At 71.6% G+C, this 17,484-nt stretch carries 17 protein-coding genes; 6 read left to right on the top strand and 11 right to left on the bottom strand.

Annotated elements, in window-relative coordinates; all coding sequences use genetic code 11:
• The 3 genes from J7E86_RS30340 to uvrB all read right to left on the bottom strand — a co-directional run.
• Nucleotides 1-616: TerD family protein (locus J7E86_RS30340; RefSeq protein WP_215086028.1), on the bottom strand; the 616-nt coding region annotated here is incomplete at its 3' end.
• 190 nt (nt 617-806) lie between these two features.
• The gene (locus J7E86_RS30335) at nt 807-1,385 is read right to left on the bottom strand and encodes a TerD family protein (RefSeq protein ID WP_215086027.1); all 579 of its coding nucleotides are present in this window, start codon (nt 1,383-1,385) and stop codon (nt 807-809) included.
• Nucleotides 1,386-1,546: 161 nt separating this feature from the next.
• Complete coding sequence (uvrB, locus tag J7E86_RS30330) at nt 1,547-3,673, bottom strand: excinuclease ABC subunit UvrB (protein WP_251019902.1); 2,127 nt, start codon at nt 3,671-3,673, stop codon at nt 1,547-1,549.
• Nucleotides 3,674-3,897: 224 nt separating this feature from the next.
• Here uvrB and J7E86_RS30325 point away from each other — a divergent pair, with 224 nt between their 5' ends.
• The 4 genes from J7E86_RS30325 to J7E86_RS30310 all read left to right on the top strand — a co-directional run bounded on the left by J7E86_RS30325 (nt 3,898) and on the right by J7E86_RS30310 (nt 7,304).
• Entirely contained in the window at nt 3,898-4,818 is a 921-nt protein-coding gene (locus tag J7E86_RS30325; protein ID WP_215086026.1) for a glycerophosphodiester phosphodiesterase family protein, read from the top strand.
• Between the two features lie 5 nt (nt 4,819-4,823).
• Nucleotides 4,824-5,396 carry a methylated-DNA--[protein]-cysteine S-methyltransferase gene (locus tag J7E86_RS30320; protein WP_215086025.1) on the top strand — a complete coding sequence of 191 codons (573 nt, stop codon included), beginning with the start codon at nt 4,824-4,826 and terminating at the stop codon, nt 5,394-5,396.
• 110 nt (nt 5,397-5,506) lie between these two features.
• Nucleotides 5,507-6,952 carry a WGR domain-containing protein gene (locus J7E86_RS30315; RefSeq protein WP_215086024.1) on the top strand — a complete coding sequence of 482 codons (1,446 nt, stop codon included), beginning with the start codon at nt 5,507-5,509 and terminating at the stop codon, nt 6,950-6,952.
• Nucleotides 6,953-7,019: 67 nt separating this feature from the next.
• The gene (locus tag J7E86_RS30310; RefSeq protein ID WP_215086023.1) at nt 7,020-7,304 is read left to right on the top strand and encodes a DUF6343 family protein; all 285 of its coding nucleotides are present in this window, start codon (nt 7,020-7,022) and stop codon (nt 7,302-7,304) included.
• Here J7E86_RS30310 and J7E86_RS30305 read toward each other — a convergent pair.
• The 8 genes from J7E86_RS30305 to rpsA form a co-directional block, all read right to left on the bottom strand.
• Complete coding sequence (locus J7E86_RS30305) at nt 7,301-9,457, bottom strand: toll/interleukin-1 receptor domain-containing protein (protein WP_215086022.1); 2,157 nt, start codon at nt 9,455-9,457, stop codon at nt 7,301-7,303. The two genes, J7E86_RS30310 and J7E86_RS30305, sit on opposite strands and share 4 nt — an antisense overlap.
• 740 nt (nt 9,458-10,197) lie before the next feature.
• Nucleotides 10,198-10,557: a hypothetical protein gene (locus J7E86_RS30300; protein ID WP_215086021.1), complete on the bottom strand. Its 360-nt coding sequence runs from the start codon at nt 10,555-10,557 to the stop codon at nt 10,198-10,200.
• 50 nt (nt 10,558-10,607) lie between these two features.
• Complete coding sequence (locus J7E86_RS30295) at nt 10,608-11,342, bottom strand: hypothetical protein (protein WP_215086020.1); 735 nt, start codon at nt 11,340-11,342, stop codon at nt 10,608-10,610.
• Between the two features lie 7 nt (nt 11,343-11,349).
• Entirely contained in the window at nt 11,350-11,664 is a 315-nt protein-coding gene (locus J7E86_RS30290; RefSeq protein WP_215086019.1) for a hypothetical protein, read from the bottom strand.
• A gap of 31 nt (nt 11,665-11,695) precedes the next feature.
• Nucleotides 11,696-12,289 carry a hypothetical protein gene (locus J7E86_RS30285; protein WP_215086018.1) on the bottom strand — a complete coding sequence of 198 codons (594 nt, stop codon included), beginning with the start codon at nt 12,287-12,289 and terminating at the stop codon, nt 11,696-11,698.
• Nucleotides 12,290-12,497: 208 nt separating this feature from the next.
• Entirely contained in the window at nt 12,498-13,097 is a 600-nt protein-coding gene (coaE, locus tag J7E86_RS30280; RefSeq protein WP_215086017.1) for a dephospho-CoA kinase, read from the bottom strand.
• Nucleotides 13,098-13,215: 118 nt separating this feature from the next.
• Nucleotides 13,216-14,157, bottom strand: a complete 942-nt coding sequence (locus J7E86_RS30275; RefSeq protein WP_215086016.1) for a PAC2 family protein — start codon at nt 14,155-14,157, stop codon at nt 13,216-13,218.
• A 190-nt stretch (nt 14,158-14,347) separates the two neighbouring features.
• On the bottom strand, nt 14,348-15,859 hold the full coding sequence (gene rpsA / locus J7E86_RS30270; protein ID WP_215086015.1) for a 30S ribosomal protein S1: 1,512 nt from the start codon (nt 15,857-15,859) through the stop codon (nt 14,348-14,350).
• A gap of 543 nt (nt 15,860-16,402) precedes the next feature.
• On the opposite strand from rpsA, the gene J7E86_RS30265 reads away from it, so the two are divergent.
• Nucleotides 16,403-17,215, top strand: a complete 813-nt coding sequence (locus J7E86_RS30265) for a class I SAM-dependent methyltransferase (RefSeq protein WP_215086014.1) — start codon at nt 16,403-16,405, stop codon at nt 17,213-17,215.
• Nucleotides 17,216-17,249: 34 nt separating this feature from the next.
• Nucleotides 17,250-17,484 (top strand): hypothetical protein (locus tag J7E86_RS30260; RefSeq protein ID WP_308312782.1); only part of this gene is annotated, 235 nt, incomplete at its 3' end.

The following is a 17,484-nucleotide window of genomic DNA, read 5'->3' as shown; positions in this document are numbered from 1 at the left end:
CCCGGCGGGCGTCGCTCCCGTCGCCGGTGGCCGGGCGCGGGGGCGGCGGCGCGACCGACCGGGCCACGCCCCGGGTGACGGCGTCGTTGATGGCCGCCGCCATCGCGGCCGCGTCGACGAGCCCCTGGTCGAGCAGCATCGCGGCGAGACCGCCCGCGTATCCCTGGCCGACGGCGCGCACCTTCCAGGCGCCCTGCCGGCGGTAGAGCTCCAGCGCGACGACCGCGGACTCGGAGTCGAGGCCGGTGACGGTGTAGCTGGCGACCTCGGCGCCGTCGAGGCCGGTGACGGCGACGAACGGCGCGGCCATCCCGCCGAAGCGCCCCCGGCCGCCGGCGCCGTCCGGGAGGGCGAGCAGCACGTTGACGTGGTGCGCGGACTCCGGCAGGGCGTCCAGGTCCACGGCCAGCCGGTGTTCGGCCGCGGCCTGACGGGACACCTCCAGGCCGGGGAGGCGGTGGGAGGCGGGGTGCGCGACCCATTCCGGGCCGGCCACCCTGCCGTCGGCGTCACCCACGGTGGCTCCCGCCACCACCGGTTCGCCCGCCGAGATCCGGATCTCCAGACGGGTCTGCGACAGCGGGTGGTTCTGCCCCCGCACCAGCTCGGCCGTCATCCCTGCGCCCCCTTGTTGTGGTGTTCCCCGCCGTACGTGTCGTGCTGCCGTACGTGCGTCTTGTGCTCGCTGTACTGATATTTCGCGACTGTTCCTTCGCGCGCGCGGGCCCGGCGGAGACAGTCTCCGCCGGGCCCGGTCGTCCCTGCGCGCGTGCCGCTGTCGCGGCCTACAGGCTTCTGTTCGGCGCCTACAGGCTCGGCAGGATCGCCGGCATGAGGTCCTGGAACGTCCGGCCGTTGGCGGGCGTGCCGATCGCGGTCATCTGCCAGCCGGCGCCCGCCCGGTGCACCTTCGCCATGATCTGCGCGGTGTACGGGCCGCCGCCGTCGAGGGTGTAGCGGGCCAGCTCCTGGCCGTTGGTCTCGTCGACGAGGCGGCAGAAGGCGTTCTGCACCTCGGCGAACGTCTGGCCGGTGAAGGAGTTCACCGTGAACACGATCTGGTCGATGTGCACGGGGACGCGCTGGAGGTCGACGAGGATCGCCTCGTCGTCGCCGCCGGTGCCGGCCCCGCCGACGAGGTTGTCACCGGTGTGCCGCACGGACCCGTCGTCACTGACCAGGTGGCGGAAGAAGACCACGTCCACCGGCTGGTCGCCGGCGAAGAGCACCGCCGACGCGTCGAGGTCGATCTCCTTCGTGCGCGACCCGAACAGTCCGCGGCGGCGGGCCGACTGCCAGCCGAGCCCCATCCGCACCGCGGTCAGGGTTCCCCCGTCGGCCTTCTGCAGGCTGATGCCCTGACCCTTGGCCAAGTTGACCGTCACGCGCAGTCCCTTCTCGTTCTTCTTCCCCGTGACCGCGCGTGCGCGCGGTCTCCTCGACCGACCCTATGCACTGCCGTCGAGCGCACACGCATCCGGGCGGGATTTGTGGCGGTCTTGCAACATCCCGGGCGGCCCGGCACGAGAAGGGCCCGTAACGGCCGTCAGGCGAGCCCCGCCTCCCTCATCTGCCGCAGCTCCTTCTTCAACTCGCCCACCTCGTCGCGCAGCCGGGCGGCGACCTCGAACTGCAGCTCCGCCGCGGCGGCCCGCATACGGTCGGTCATGTCCTCGATGAGCTGTGCCAGTTCGGCGGCGGGCCGGTCGGTGGCCACCACGGCCTTCGCCTTGCCCTTGCCCTTCGCGGCGGCCTTGCCCCCGGCCGCCGTGGGGACCGGCGCCTTGCCCTTGGCCTTGTCCTCGCGGTAGCCCGTGCCCAGCAGCTCCTGGGTGTCGATCTCCTCGCGGGCGAGCGAGGCGACGATGTCACCGATCTTCTTGCGCAGCGGCTGCGGGTCGATGCCCCGCTCCTTGTTGTACGCGATCTGCTTCTCGCGGCGGCGGTTGGTCTCCTCGATGGCCTTCTCCATCGCCGGCGTGACCTTGTCGGCGTACATGTGGACCTGTCCGGAGACGTTGCGCGCCGCGCGTCCGATGGTCTGGATCAGGGAGGTGCCCGACCGCAGGAACCCCTCCTTGTCGGCGTCCAGGATGGCCACCAGGGACACCTCGGGGAGGTCGAGGCCCTCACGCAGCAGGTTGATGCCGACCAGCACGTCGTACTCGCCGGCCCGCAGTTCGCGCAGCAGCTCGATGCGGCGCAGGGTGTCGACGTCGCTGTGCAGATAGCGCACCTGGATGCCCAGCTCCAGGAAGTAGTCGGTGAGGTCCTCGGCCATCTTCTTGGTGAGGGTGGTGACCAGGACGCGCTCGTCCTTCTCCGTGCGCTTGCGGATCTCGTGCACCAGGTCGTCGATCTGGCCCTCGGTGGGCTTCACGACGACCTCGGGGTCGACGAGACCGGTGGGGCGGATGATCTGCTCGACGAAGCCGTCGCCGCGCGAGAGTTCGTACTTGCCGGGCGTCGCGGAGAGGTAGACCGTCTGCCCGATGCGCTCGGTGAACTCCTCCCACTTCAGCGGTCGGTTGTCCATGGCCGACGGCAGCCGGAAGCCGTGCTCGACGAGCGTGCGCTTGCGGGAGGCGTCGCCCTCGTACATGGCGCCGATCTGCGGCACGGTGACGTGCGACTCGTCGATGACGAGGAGGAAGTCCTCCGGGAAGTAGTCCAGCAGGGTGTTGGGCGGGGAGCCGGGCTCGCGGTCGTCCATGTGCAGCGAGTAGTTCTCGATGCCGGAGCAGGAGCCGATCTGGCGCATCATCTCGATGTCGTACGTGGTGCGCATGCGCAGCCGCTGGGCCTCCAGGAGCTTGCCCTGCTTCTCCATGCGGGCGAGGGTCTCCTCCAGCTCCGCCTCGATCCCCGCGACCGCCTTCTCCATGCGCTCGGCGCCCGCGATGTAGTGGCTGGCGGGGAAGACGTACAGCTCCTGGTCGTCGGAGATGACCTCGCCGGTCAGCGGGTGGAGCGTGGAGAGCGCCTCGATCTCGTCGCCGAACATCTCGATCCGGACGGCCAGCTCCTCGTAGACCGGGAAGATCTCGATGGTGTCGCCGCGCACCCGGAAGGTGCCCCGGGTGAAGGCCACGTCGTTGCGGGTGTACTGGATCTCCACGAAGCGGCGCAGCAGCTGGTCCCGGTCGAACTCCTGGCCGACCTTGAGCGGCACCATGCGGTCCACGTACTCCTGCGGCGTACCGAGGCCGTAGATGCAGGACACCGAGGCGACCACGACGACGTCACGCCGGGTGAGCAGCGAATTCGTCGCGGAGTGGCGCAGCCGTTCGACCTCCTCGTTGATCGAGGAGTCCTTCTCGATGTAGGTGTCCGACTGGGGGACGTACGCCTCGGGCTGGTAGTAGTCGTAGTACGACACGAAGTATTCGACGGCGTTGTTGGGCAGCAGCTCGCGGAACTCATTGGCGAGCTGTGCCGCGAGCGTCTTGTTCGGCGCCATCACGAGCGTCGGCCGCTGGAGCTTCTCGATCATCCACGCGGTGGTCGCCGACTTGCCGGTGCCGGTCGCGCCGAGCAGGACGACATCCTTCTCACCTGCGCGAATGCGCCGTTCCAGCTCGGTGATGGCGGTGGGCTGATCACCGCTGGGCTGGAAGGGGCTGACGACCTCGAAAGGCGCCACCTTGCGTTCGATCTTCGATACGGGCCGCATGGAACCACCGTACGGCTCACCACTGACAACCGTCGGGTGCCGGCCGTTCGACCCCCGTTTCCCGGGCGAACACACGACGAAGATCCGGCAAAGGGTCGGCGGCTCCGCGTGCCGCGCCCGCCGGCATCGCGTACTTGTTTGGTGCAGCCCCATCCCGTAGACCAGGGTCCGGGACGCGTCCGCGTCCATGGTCCCGCCGTGTCCACACGCCGCGAGGAGCCCGTATGCGCCGCATCCGTCCCGTCTCCGCCGTGACCAGCGCGTTGCTCGGCCTGTCCACGATCGTCCTCGCCACACCCCCCGCGCACGCCACCGCGCCGACGCGCACCCCGATCGCCATCGGCCACCGCGGCGTGCCGGCCAAGGCGCCCGAGAACACCCTCGCCTCGATCGACAGAGCCGCCGGCCTGGGCATCCGCTGGGTCGAGAACGACGTCCAGCGGACCAAGGACGGCGCGCTGATCGTCATGCACGACACCACCCTGGAGCGCACCACCGACGCCAAGAAGCGCTACCCCGGCCGGGCACCCTGGAAGGTCGCCGACTTCACCCTGGCGGAGATCGAGAAGCTCGACGCCGGGAGCTGGTACGACCGCAGGTTCGCCGGTGAGCGGGTACCGACGCTGGAGCGCTATCTGCGGCGCGTCGACCGCAACCACCAAAAACTGCTGCTGGAGGCCAAGGCGCCCGAGCTCTACCCGGGCATCGCGCGGCAGCTGCTGGCCGAACTGCGCCGCACCGGGTGGCTCGACCAGCCGCACATCCAGCGGAACCTCGTCGTGCAGAGCTTCGACGCCGACTTCCTCAAGACCTTCCACGGCCTGCGCCCCGACGTGAAGACGGGCTTCCTGGGCGCGCCGAAGGCGGCGGAGCTCGGCTCGTACGCCCGGTTCGCCGACCAGATCAACCCGGACCACCGGAGCGTCACGGCCGGGTGGGTACGGTCCGTCCACGCGGTCAAGGGCCCGCACGGCAGGCCGCTGGAGATCTCGGCGTGGACCGTGGACGACGGCGCCCGCGCCGTCGAGCTCGCCCGGATGGGAGTGGACGGCATCATCAGCAACGCCCCCCACGTGGTGGAGGCGGCGCTGGCCGGACGGCCGCGGACATCCGTGGCCGCCGATGCGGGTGACGCCCTAGGCTGACGTGTGTGACGGACACCGAACGGACCCCGGCGCCCGGGGCGCAGGAATGGGCGTGGACGACGGTCGGCTCCTCCATAGGCCCGGTGGGCCTCGCGGCGACGCCCAGGGGCCTCCTGGAGGTCGCGCTGCGCGCCGACGGGCCCACGGCGGCCGGCGCCGTCGACCGCCTCATCCGGCGCCTGGGCACCGGCCCCGCGGCGGCCCCGTCCGCCTCCCACGACGTCCTCGCCGAGGCGGCGGCGGAACTGGCGGCCTACTTCGCGGGCCGCCGCCGGACCTTCTCCGTCCCCCTGGACTGGTCGCTGACCGCGGGCTTCCACCGCGAGGTCCTGCGCGAGCTGGCCGCCCACGTCCCGTACGGCTCCGTCGTCAGCTACCAGGACCTGGCCGACCGCGTGGGCGAGCCCGGCGCCGCCCGCGCGGTCGGCACGGCCATGGGCGGCAATCCGCTGCCGATCGTCGTGCCCTGCCACCGCGTCGTCGAGAGCGGCGGCGGCCTGGGCGGCTTCGGCAGCGGCCTGGAGGTCAAGCGGGCCCTGCTGTCCCTCGAAGGGGTGCTTCCACAGCCGCTGTTCTGACCCCGCGGCGGCCTCGCGCACCGGTGCCGAGGGCCGATTGTCAGTGGTCGCCCCTAGCGTTCTCGGCAGTGGAGATCGGCCACCGCGGCCGAGGGGAGAGGGGCTTTGCCATGCCTGAGAACACGACGTATCTGGAGCTGTCCCAGGACGGCGGCGGTGCGCACAAGTTCTACGAGGTGGCGGTCGACGGGACGACCGTCTCGGTGCGTTACGGACGGATCGGGGCGGGCGGCCAGGCCCAGACGTCCACCTTCCCGACCGCCGAGAAGGCGCGGGCCGCCGCGGCGAAGAAGGTCGGAGAGAAGGTCCGCAAGGGCTACGCGCCGGCCGTGCCCGGCGGGCGCGCCGCCCGATCGGTGACGCGCCGTCAGGTCGCCTCGGCCCCCTCGACGGCGCGGGCCGTCGCCCCCGTCCTGTGGCGGTTCGACACCGGCTCCTCCGCCTTCGGCATCCACATCGACGAGGACCGCTGCTGGGTGGGCAACCAGTCGGGAGACGTCCACACCCTGGGCCACGACGGCGAGGTGCTGGCCCGCTACAAGCTGCCCGACGGCGTCAAGTGCCTGGTGGCCGACGACTTCTGGATCTACGCCGGGTGCGACGACGGCATCGTCTACGACCTCTCCTCCAAGCTCCCTTTCGCCGCCTACGAGATCGCCTCGGACGTCGACATCTTCTGGCTCGACATCCACGACGGCGTCCTCGACGTCGCCGACCGGAACGGCGGCCTGACGGTCATCGACCACGAGGACGAACACCAGTGGTCGCGCAGGAGCACGGGCGCACACGCGTGGATGGTCCGCCGCGACGAACACGCCGTCTACCACGGCCACGGCGCCGGAGTCACCGCCTACGCCCCCGACGGCTCCGGCGAGCTGTGGCACACGCCGACCACCGGCGCGGTGCTGTTCGGCTGGCAGGAGGACCACTCCGTCTACGCGGGCACCGACCGCCGCGTCGTCCAGCGCCTGTCGAAGACCACCGGCGGCATCGAGGCCACGTACTCCTGCGACTCGGTCGTCTACTCCTGCGCCACCGCCCCCGGCGGCCGCTATGTCTTCGCGGGCGACTCCGCCTCGTCCATCTACTGCTTCACCGCCGACGGCACTCGCCTGTGGAAGCTCCGCACGGGCGGCGGATCGGCGCTGTCCATGCAGTACCGCGACGAGAAGCTCTACCTGGTCACCACGACGGGCTCCCTCGTCTGCGTCGACGCGAGCGAACAGGCCATCACGGCCGCCCAGTCCGGCCACGTTCCCGTCCCGCTCGACGTGAAGTCCGCCGCCGCCGTCCCCACCTACACCCCGGCCGCCACGGTCGCCACCGTGACCACCGCGTCGGCTCCCACGACGGGCATCGTGGTCGAGTGCGTCCAGGAATCCGGCCGCCTCCGCGTGCACGTGGTCTCCGCCGGCTACGACCCGGCATGGAACGTCCAGTTCCCCCGTCACATACGGCAGCCGGGGGCGCGGTACGTCGTCGACGCGCTGTCCGCCACGAGCGGCGCCGCCGGCGGTTTCTACCGGGTGCGGGGAGAGATCAGGCGCCTGGTCTGACCGGGCGCGGCCGCCGCGCCCGGTCCGCCGCCGCCGGGTGTTTCCTGGTAGTGGGAGATGGTGCGCCATGCGTACAGGCAGTGAGCCGGCGACAGCGCGGAGTCCGCTGCGGCTGCGGTGCGGGCTGGCCGCGTGGGGGCTGGTGTGGGCCGTGGCCGGGACGGTGCTCTTCGTGTGGACCGGGCATCCCGGGTGGGCGGTCGCCTGCGCGGTGCTCGTGCTGGTCACCGCCGTCGACCTGGCCCTGGTCATCCGCCACATCCGGCAGGGCCCCCACTACCAGCCCGGCCGGGACGTCCCCCCGTACGAGCCGGTCAGGGAGCCGCCGAAGCGCGAGGGGCCCAAACCCTAGCTCGCCGCTGGCAGGCCGAAGCCTGCGCCCGAGATGTCGGCGAGCTCGCCGACGATGCGCAGCAGCGGCTCGCGCAGGCCGGCGAGGGCGGTCCGCATGGCCGGGGCCTCCGGCCAGGACTGTTCGTGGGCGACCGGGCTCGTCCCCTCCGGGCGCAGTGCCTCGTGGGCCGCCAGCCTGGTGTGCCACTCGCTGGTGAACGGGCGCAGGGTGCGGTTGAGCAGGTCGTCGGCGATGGCGTGGACGGTCCGCGCGCCCTCGGGGCCCGGCTGGTCGGCCAGGTTGATGCTGTACTGCCGCAAGGTCGTGCGCGTGAACTCGAACATCGCGTGCAGCGAGGCGAGCGCCTCGCGCAGGCTGCCGGCGCCGGGGGCGAGTTCCTGGACGCCGATGCGGGTGGCGAGTTCGACCTGGAGGTCGAAGGCGGCCATGCGCTCCAGCTCGCTGGGCGCGCCGTCCCGCTGCGCGGGCGTGTGCGGCTTCATCTGCGGCTCCCTCGTGCCGGTCGGGCCGGTCGTGCCGGGGCGGGCTCCGATGCGGGCCAGCGTAGTGCCGTAGGAGGTGCGCAGCGTCCGCAGCACGGCGTGGCGCAGCCGTTCGGCCCGCGCCGGCTCCGGGTCGTGGCGCAGCCACGCGTGGATCAGCAGCGGGTGGGCCGACCAGGAGCGGGTGCCGGCGGGCGTCAGGAGGTTGCGGCCGCGGAGTTCGGCGATGCCCGAGTCGAGGCGGCGGGCCGTGGCGATGTCCGGGACGGTGGCCGCCGAGGACAGGGCACGTACCGCGTCGTCCCTGGTCAGAGGCGTCGGCGAGAATGCCGCGGCGAGGCGCAGCACATCCATCGCGCACGGGCCGGCCGCCGGTACGTCCCGCACGAGTGTGGCCGTCACCTCGGCGGGATAGCCCGTCGGCAGGACCCGGCCGCGCGCGAGGACGTCGAGCAGGGAACGACCCGGGGTGTGGAAGCGGTCGTGCAGGGTGGCGTAGCCGTCGGCGGCGCCCGACGACAGCAGGTCCAGGGCCAGCGGATGGCCGGCGACGGCCGCGCACAGCGCCTCGGCCGCCGCGCGCTCCTCCGGCCCGCGGGGCTCGGCGGCGTGGGTGAGCAGCGCGTACGACTCGTCGGCCCCGAGCGGCCCCGGCTCGACCGGTGTGGCGAGCGCGTCGTACCGGCGGCTGCGCGTGGTCAGCAGGGTGCGCCCCAGTGGATGCGGCGCGCACAGCCGGGCGACCTGGTGCGCGGTGAGCTGGTCGGCGAGGTCGTCGACAACCCACAGGAACGGTTCACCGACGGACGCGAAGTGCGCGCCGAGCCGGCCCGCGACCTCCTCCGGCGTGCCGCCGCGCGGCAGCCCGTGGGCCGCGGCGAGGGCCCGCAGGGCACCCTCGTACGGCCCGTACGGCGCGGCCGTCCCGTAGGGGTCGCCGGCGCCGCCCGCCGGGTCGCGGGCGAGCCAGTGGATGCCGCCGGGGTAGGCCGCGGCGAAGCGCGTCGCGTACTCCTGGGCCAGCAGCGTCTTGCCGATGCCCGCCATGCCCCGGATCTGCACCGGGCGCGCGGCGCTGTGCCCGGTGGTCAGCGGTGCGGCGTGACGGTGCAGGAAACTGTGCACCTGCCACAGGAAGGGCAGCCGGCCCGTGAAGGCGGTGGCCGGCGACGGCGACGGCCCGGGCAGCCAGTGCGCGGCGGGCGGCGTCTCCGTGACGCCGATGGGGTCCGTCAGGGCCGACACGTGCGCCCGTACGTCCGCGATGAGGGCGTCCAGCGCCGCGGCGCCGGCCGGCAGCGCCCAGTGCTTGGCGTCCCGCAGTTCGACGGGATGGATGTGATCGGCGGTCGGCTCGGGGTTGACGACCATGACGCGGCGGCGCGGGTCGCCCTCGCGCAGCCCGGCCAGGTAGGCGGCCGTCAGCTCCCACTGGCACGCCTGCCGCTCGGGGTACGCCGCGGAGTAGCAGGCCAGGAGGGCCTTGGAGCGGGCCAGTCCGTCGCGGATGGTGTCACTGATGCCCGCGAATCCCGCGACGGTGACCTCGTCGACGAAGACGTCGAGCCCGGAGGCGAGCAGGCGGTCGCGGAGCGGTGCGATGCGGTGGGCGTCGCCGCGGCTGTAGCTGAGGAACACGTCCCAGCTCCGGGAACCCGGTCCCTCCACGCTCGCTTCTCCTTCTCTTTCTCCCCGGCCTCGCGGGTCCGCCGACCGCCGCCACGCCCTACCGGATTCCGGCGGCGATCCGGCCGATCCCCGCCTGCCCCGGCCGGCCCTAGCCTACTGTGGGGCCTCGGGGAGGAAGATCATGCGACGGATACGCAACGCCGCCGGCCGGGCCAGGCCCAAGCAGATCACGGTCCGGATGGCGATCCCGATGCTCGGCGACATCACCGGCGTCTGGGAACCGGTCGAAGCCGAGCGCAAGGCCGCGTGGGAGCTGTACGCCGAGCTCGCCACGCGCATCTCGACGGTCGAACTCGGCCCGGAGGAAGGGTTCCTGCGGGAGGCGCTCTCCTCCTTCTACAGCCTCTTCGGCACCACCCGCGACATCCTGCGCCGCTACGGCCCCGACGTCGCCCCACGCCGCGGCCCCGGCCACATCACGTTCGGGGCGCTGGCGGTCACCGTCCTCAACCAGGCACTGCGACCGGTCCTCGCGGCGTGGCACCCGCGCCTGGCCGCGTACGAGTCCTTGCGCCCGGCGGACGTGGACCCCGTCTCCTACGAACGCGGCTGGGAACACGCGGCCGCGCTGCGGGAGGAGATCGCGGGGGTGCGGGAGGTGCTGGTCGCCCTGGCGAACGCGCTGGCGGAGGTGGCGGGCTCGGCGGACCTGCTGCGACCGGCCACCCTGCCATACCCCCCCCCGGAGGCCGGACGGGGTGAGCTGAGGGGGCTGGGGGTCAGAGGCGGGGCGGCGGGACGGCGGCGGGGTCACTGCCGCGTGCGCTCTCGCTCTCGTTCTCGCTGTCGAGGAAGCGGCGGGCTTCGGCCATGTGACGCTCGCGGTCGGCGTCGGGGAGGCGTTCCCACTCCGCGTATGCCTCTACGGCCCTGCTGGTGAGGGTCTCGGCGTAGGCGTCGACGCTCAGGCACTCGCCCAGCCCCATTCTGCCGCTGAGCACTTCCCTGGCCATTTCCTGCAGGACGCTCCCGGCGCCGCCGCCGGCCAGGGCCCGCAGCGAGGTGTGCACCATGCGCGCGCGGGCCAGGTCACGCCCCGGCGTCAGGAATTCCTCGGGTCCGACCTGAGGTTCCGCCACTGCGACCAACCTTCCTGTTCGTGTGAGACGTTCGCGTGGGACAGCCTGGTTCAGACGGCGGGATGGTCGTAGGCGTGGCGCGGCAGGGGGAACGTCTGGAGTTTCGCCGCGAGTTCGCCGCCGACCCGTCCCAGCACCGCGTAGCTGGCGTTCATCAGCAGCTGAGCGCTGTTCACGAGCTTGGTCGCCCTTTCCCATTGCGCCGCGATGACTTGTGCTTCCGCCGCGCCGAGCGCGTAACCCATCGCCACGGCCCAGCCGGTCCAGCTGAGGGCCGCCGCCGCGGCTTCCACGACGCACACGGTCATGGCGGCGTCGATCATCGCGCTGACGCATTCCGCGATGGCCTCGGCGGCCGCGGCCACCCCTTGCGCGACGGCGGTGTACTCCCGGCTCATCGCGGTCAAGGAGGAACTGATCTCGCACAGGTCCTTGCGCAGCACTTCGAAGTAGTGGAAAGCGGCGTCGGCGGCGGCCCCGTCCCAGCTCCTGCTCAAGGTCTTGTTCCCGCCGTCCAGATTCCGCGCGACGGCCCCGCACGCCTTTCCCAGGTTGTCCCAGGTCTCGGCGCACCGGGCATAGGCCGCCCAATCCCCGGCGAACGTGTCCTCCAGCCATTTCACCGGGTCGTGCGGCAGCACGAGTTCGATGATTTTCAGCAGCCACGAGCCCGGACTGAGGACCGCGCAGGCCGCGTTGATCGGGCTCAGCGGGTCGGTGAAGTCCGCCGGCTTCCCGGGCGGAGTCAGATATGCCGTGGGTTCCGCGGCATCGGTGAAAGCCATGCGCGTTTCACCGTCCTTCTGCGGGATGTACCGCGTCCATGGAGGCGGCCACGGACCGGTCGGTGCGCCGGTAGAAGGACGCGGAGGCGTCGAGTTCGCCTGCCGACCCCTTGAGGATCTCGGTGAGGTGGCGCAGAACGCGCAGCACATTGCCCCGTAATTCCTCGTGCTGGTCCAGTTTCCTCGCCAGCAGGCCCGCCTGGGCAGCGGAGATCTTGGTGAATCGCCGGGCGTAGGCGAGCATGTCGTGGGCATCGTCGGCGGCGCGGCGCACCTGACCGGCGTACCTCTCCAGCTCCACGGGCTGTACCCGCAGGGTCATTCGGGTTCCTCTCTTGCGGTGACGGCGGCGGTCAGGGGGAAACGCAGGCCAGCAGAACGCACAGGAGCATCCCGGCGCCGCCGACCTGCAGCAGTCGTGTGACGTAGCCGCCGAAAGGCGACCGGGCGATCAGCCCGTGTGCGGCGCGGAACTCGTCGACACTTCGCGCGTGGAAGCCGATGACGACGGCCACCAGCCCTTGCGTGAACGTGATGAGCCCGAAGAAGACGGCGCACAGCCAGCCCCAGCCCGCCCGGGGACTGACCAACGAGTAGTCGGAGCCCTCGCGGTAGACATCGACGCGCTCACCGGGCACGTAGAAGCCCTTGAGTTCGGCGTCCGTCCGCACGGTTCGGCCGCCCTTCGGCCGGAAGGCGCCGGAGCAGCGGGTCTCGTCGTGCGAGTGCCGGGTGGAGGTGGAGGACCGGTGGACCGTCCAGCAATGGCCGACGGTCACGGTGCCCTTGTCCGCGACGTAACCGGCGGCCTTGACCGCTCGCGAGAGGCAGAATCCCATGCCGGCCAGGCTGGCCAGCATGAGGCAGACCCCCAGGGCGCGCGCCTTGTACCTCGGGCCGGACGGTGGCGCGACCGGACTCACGCCGAGCAGTTCCGGCATGGCCATGCGGGATCCCCTCGAATGCGACGCAGTGATCGAGGGGTCACGATGACACACACCCGTGCACGTGAACCGGCGTACGACAGCCGGGTACCGGCCCGCACAGCGGAGGTCGAGGGCTCCGCATCCCTGTGGTGAGGCCATCCTCAGGCCGTGGAGCGAGCCCTCACGGTCCGTAGGGCGTCACCCGATAGGGCGAACGGACGAGCGGCGGCTACCGCCCCACTCGCCCCACCAGCTCCCCCCACACTTCCCGCACCCTCGGCTCCAGTTCCTCCAGGGGGCCGTCGTTGTCGATGACCAGGTCGGCCACCGCGAGGCGCTGTTCGCGGGTGGCCTGGGAGGACATGCGGGCGCGGGCCTCGGTGGTGGTCATGCCGCGGAGGCGGACCAGGCGGTCGAGGCGGGTTTCGGTGGAGGCGTCGACGACGACGACCACGTCGTAGAGGGGGGCGAGGCCGTTCTCGGCGAGGAGGGGGACGTCGTGGACGACGACCGCGTCGGGGCCCGCCGCCGCCGCGAGTTCGGCGGAGCGGGCGCGTACGAGCGGGTGCACGATGGCGTTGAGGGCCGCGAGCCGCTCCGGGTCGGCGAAGACGATCGCGCCGAGCCCGGCGCGGTCCAGCGCGCCCTCGGCGGTGAGGATGCCGGGGCCGAACTCGGCGACGACGGCGGCCAGTCCGGGCGTGCCCGGGGCCACCACCTCGCGGGCGATCCGGTCGGAGTCCACGACCACCGCCCCGTACGACGCGAGGAGCCGGGACACCTCGCTCTTGCCCGCGCCGATTCCGCCGGTCAGGCCCACGGACAACATGACCACGCCTCCGCTTCGATGCCCCCGCGCACGCGGGGAGGAGCATGTGCCGGCGCCGGAGCCGTCAGGGAGACCCACAGGTCGGGGCCAGGGCGCGGCCTTCGCGCAGCCTATCCGATCAGCCCGCCTCGCCCTCCCGGTCGGCGAGGAAGCGTTCGAATTCCGCGCCCAGTTCGTCGGCGGACGGCAGCTCGACGGGTTCGGCGACGAGGTTGCCGCGCGTCTCGGAGCCGGCCACGGCGTCGTACTGGTGCTCAAGTCCCCGTACCAGCGCGACGAGTTCCTCGTCCCCCTCGGCGATCTGGCGTTCGATCTCCTCCTGGGTGCGGAGGGCCGCCGTGCGCAGGGCGTGGGCCGGGTTCGGCAGGACCAGACCCGTGGCGGCGGTGACCGCTTCGAGGACGGTCAGGGCGGCGTCGGGGTAGGGCGAGCGGGCGACGTAGTGCGGTACGTGCGCGGCGACGCCGAGGACATCGTGACCGGCCTCGGCCAGGCGGTACTCGACGAGCGACTCGGCGCTGCCCGGCACCTGGGCCTCGTCGAAGTAGCTGCGGTGCCCCGGCATGAGGTCCGTGCGGTTGCCGTGCGGGGTGATGCCGACGGGGCGGGTGTGCGGGACGCCCATGGGGATGCCGTGGAAGTTGACGGACAGGCGGACACCGAGCCGCTCCACCATCTGTCCGACGGCGGCCGCGAAGCGCTCCCACTCGACGTCCGGCTCGGGGCCGGTGAGCAGGAGGAACGGGGCGCCGGTGGCGTCCTGCACCAGCCGCAGCTCGATCTTCGGCGTCTCGTAGGCGCTCCAGCGGTCGCGCTGGAAGGTGAGCAGCGGGCGGCGCGCCCGGTAATCGACGAGCCGGTCGTGGTCGAAGCGGGCGACGACCTGGTGGGGCAGGCTGTCGAGGAGCCGCTCGACGATCAGTTCGCCGGTCTCCCCCGCGTCGATGTAGCCGTCGAAGTGATAGAGCATGACCAGGCCGGCCGTGTCCTGGGCCAAAGCCAGGTCGGCCACGGCGAGCCCCTTGGGCTCCCATTCGTACAAACCCTGCGGATCCAACACAGTGACCGTTCCTCCTCATGTTCCGTACGGGGAACGCGCGGAGAGGGCCCGGCCATTCCCATCCGCCGGATCACGACACAGTGCGGACACAACGTGCCGGGGGGCGAAGGGCGCGGGCATGAGTAAGGCCCGCCCCCCAAGGGGAGCGGGCCTTACCTCAGTCAGCTGTCAGCTGCTGCCGGTCAGAGCGTCAGCTCTGGCCGCCGGCGAGCTTCTCGCGGAGCGCGGCGAGCGCCTCGTCCGACGCCAGGGCGCCGGAGTTGTCGGCCGACTCCGAGGAGTACGAGCCGCCGGAGACGTTGCCGCCGCCGGTCGAGGTGGCACCGGCCGGAGCGGCAGCGCCCTCGGCAGCGGCCTGCTCGTCGGCCTCGCGGGACTTGATGACCTGAGCCTGGTGCTGCTCGAAGCGCTGCTGCGCCTCGGCGTACTGGTTCTCCCAGGCCTCGCGCTGGGTCTCGAAGCCCTCGAGCCAGTCGTTGGTCTCGGGGTCGAAGCCCTCGGGGTAGATGTAGTTGCCCTGGTCGTCGTAGGACGCGGCCATGCCGTACAGGGTCGGGTCGAACTCGACCACGGACGGGTCGGCACCGAAGGACTCGTTGGCCTGCTTCAGCGAGAGGCTGATGCGACGACGCTCGAGGTCGATGTCGATGACCTTGACGAAGATCTCGTCGTTGACCTGGACGACCTGCTCCGGGATCTCCACGTGGCGCTCGGCCAGCTCGGAGATGTGGACCAGGCCCTCGATGCCCTCGTCGACGCGCACAAACGCACCGAACGGAACGAGCTTGGTGACCTTACCCGGGACGACCTGACCGATCTGGTGGGTCCGGGCGAACTGCTGCCACGGGTCTTCCTGCGTCGCCTTGAGCGACAGGGAGACACGCTCGCGGTCCATGTCGACGTCGAGAACCTCGACGGTGACTTCCTGGCCGACCTCGACAACCTCGGAGGGGTGGTCGATGTGCTTCCAGGAGAGCTCGGAGACGTGGACGAGACCGTCGACGCCGCCGAGGTCCACGAACGCACCGAAGTTGACGATCGAGGAAACGACGCCGGAGCGGACCTGGCCCTTCTGCAGGGTCGTGAGGAAGGTCTGGCGGACCTCGCTCTGGGTCTGCTCCAGCCAGGCACGGCGGGACAGGACCACGTTGTTGCGGTTCTTGTCCAGCTCGATGATCTTGGCCTCGAGCTCCTTGCCCACGTAGGGCTGGAGGTCGCGGACGCGGCGCATCTCGACCAGGGAGGCCGGGAGGAAGCCACGGAGGCCGATGTCGAGGATGAGACCACCCTTGACGACCTCGATGACGGTACCGGTGACGATCCCGTCCTCTTCCTTGATCTTCTCGATCGTGCCCCAGGCACGCTCGTACTGAGCGCGCTTCTTGGACAGGATGAGACGACCTTCCTTGTCCTCCTTCTGGAGAACCAGGGCCTCGATCTCGTCGCCGACCTTGACGACCTCGTTCGGGTCGACGTCGTGCTTGATCGAAAGCTCGCGGGAAGGGATGACGCCTTCGGTCTTGTAACCGATGTCGAGCAGGACCTCGTCCCGGTCGACCTTCACGATGACGCCGTCGACGATGTCGCCGTCGTTGAAGTACTTGATCGTCTCGTCGATCGCGGCGAGGAAGGCTTCCTCGTTACCGATGTCGTTGACCGCAACCTGCGGGGTGGTGGCGGTGGTCTCGGTGCTGCTCGTCATGTGGGTAAAGGCTCCGGTACGGACAGAGAGTCGTAGGTACTGCTACGCCGAGAACCCGTATCGCACCGCCGAAGCCGGACAGCCTTGGAGGCGCACCGCCCGAGAACCCGGGGAAATCCGAGGACTTCCCGAAGGCTCCCGAAGAAGATCGAAAGCGCCTCGACAACCGAGGGGACATACAACAAGTGCGAGCGCGACCTGCTATGTCTGAGGCGCGCAGGCCCGCAGCGCAACTTGTAGCATACGGGGGCAGCCGGGCACGGTCAATGCGCGAAGGCGCACACCCGGGATGAATCACTCCATACCGGGCACAACTTCTGTTTTGCGAGGCCACGACGGCCCCGCCGCACCCCGAAGCTTCACGCTCAGCTGCCCGGTTCCGCCCCCGGAGCGGCCCGCGGCCGGCCGCCGCGCCGGCCCCCCACCGACCCCGCCCCGGTCCGGCACCGACCCGGCGGACCGCACGGGACGGCCCGCGAGATGATCTCCGAAGATACGACAAAGTCCGATGAACCACTACTGCCAAGGGCACGACGGTCCAAAATGACCCCTGAGATCCACGAGTACGAACCCGAAGCCACCCGGCGGGCCAGCGGCGACGCGGAGAGCAGCCGGGCCAGCCGCGGCTGGTGGGACCGCAACGCCGACGAGTACCAGACCGAGCACGGCGCCTTCCTCGGCGACGACCGCTTCGTCTGGGGGCCGGAGGGCCTCGACGAGGCCGAGGCGGCGCTGCTGGGCCCGGCGAGCGGCCTCAAGGGCCGCGACGTCCTGGAGATCGGCGCCGGCGCCGCCCAGTGCTCGCGCTGGCTGGCCGCGCAGGGCGCGCGGCCCGTGGCCCTGGACCTCTCGCACCGCCAGCTCCAGCACGCCCTGCGCATCGGCGGTGACGTACCGCTGGTGGAGGCGGACGCGGGGGCGCTGCCCTTCGCGGACGCCTCCTTCGACCTGGCCTGCTCGGCCTACGGGGCCGTCCCCTTCGTCGCCGATCCGGTGAAGGTGATGCGCGAGGTGCGCCGGGTACTGCGGCCGGGAGGGCGCTGGGTCTTCTCCGTCACGCACCCCATCCGCTGGGCGTTCCCCGACGAGCCCGGCCCGGAGGGGCTGTCCGTGGCGGCCTCCTACTTCGACCGCACCCCGTACGTGGAGCAGGACGAGGCCGGGCGCGCCGTCTACGTCGAGCACCACCGCACGCTCGGCGACCGGGTGCGCGACGTCGTCGCGGGCGGGTTCCGCCTGGTGGACCTGGTGGAGCCGGAGTGGCCGGCCTGGAACACCCAGGAGTGGGGCGGCTGGTCGCCCCTGCGCGGCCATCTGATCCCGGGCACGGCGATCTTCGTCTGCGAGCGGGACTGACGCACCCGCCCGGACCTGGGCGAGACTGGGACGTGTGATCCACACCGACGACGCCGCTCCCTTGTCCCCCGTGGACCTGCCCGTACGCACCGCCCTGCCCGCCCTCGCCCGCGCGCTCGACGAGCGGGGCGTGGCGGTGCTGTGCGCGCCACCCGGCACGGGTAAGACGACGCTGGTGCCGCTCGTCCTGGCCGGGCTGGCGGGCGACGGCCCCCGGCGGCGCGTCGTGGTCGCCGAGCCCCGCCGGATCGCGGCCCGGGCCGCCGCCC

The organism is Streptomyces sp. ISL-11 (genome assembly GCF_018614525.1).
Classification (GTDB): domain Bacteria; phylum Actinomycetota; class Actinomycetes; order Streptomycetales; family Streptomycetaceae; genus Streptomyces.
The sequence above is the reverse complement of the archived record's forward strand: the minus strand, read 5'-3'. Positions and strand labels throughout refer to the sequence as shown.

Excerpts from the sequence above, each read along its gene's own strand:
- uvrB (WP_251019902.1), bottom strand. The coding sequence starts at position 3,673 with ATGCGGCCCGTATCGAAGATCGAACGCAAGGTGGCGCCTTTCGAGGTC.
- J7E86_RS30325 (WP_215086026.1), top strand. The coding sequence starts at position 3,898 with ATGCGCCGCATCCGTCCCGTCTCCGCCGTGACCAGCGCGTTGCTCGGC.
- J7E86_RS30315 (WP_215086024.1), top strand. The coding sequence starts at position 5,507 with ATGCCTGAGAACACGACGTATCTGGAGCTGTCCCAGGACGGCGGCGGT.
- J7E86_RS30310 (WP_215086023.1), top strand. The coding sequence starts at position 7,020 with ATGCGTACAGGCAGTGAGCCGGCGACAGCGCGGAGTCCGCTGCGGCTG.
- J7E86_RS30295 (WP_215086020.1), bottom strand. The coding sequence starts at position 11,342 with ATGGCTTTCACCGATGCCGCGGAACCCACGGCATATCTGACTCCGCCC.
- J7E86_RS30290 (WP_215086019.1), bottom strand. The coding sequence starts at position 11,664 with ATGACCCTGCGGGTACAGCCCGTGGAGCTGGAGAGGTACGCCGGTCAG.
- J7E86_RS30285 (WP_215086018.1), bottom strand. The coding sequence starts at position 12,289 with ATGGCCATGCCGGAACTGCTCGGCGTGAGTCCGGTCGCGCCACCGTCC.
- coaE (WP_215086017.1), bottom strand. The coding sequence starts at position 13,097 with ATGTTGTCCGTGGGCCTGACCGGCGGAATCGGCGCGGGCAAGAGCGAG.
- rpsA (WP_215086015.1), bottom strand. The coding sequence starts at position 15,859 with ATGACGAGCAGCACCGAGACCACCGCCACCACCCCGCAGGTTGCGGTC.
- J7E86_RS30265 (WP_215086014.1), top strand. The coding sequence starts at position 16,403 with ATGACCCCTGAGATCCACGAGTACGAACCCGAAGCCACCCGGCGGGCC.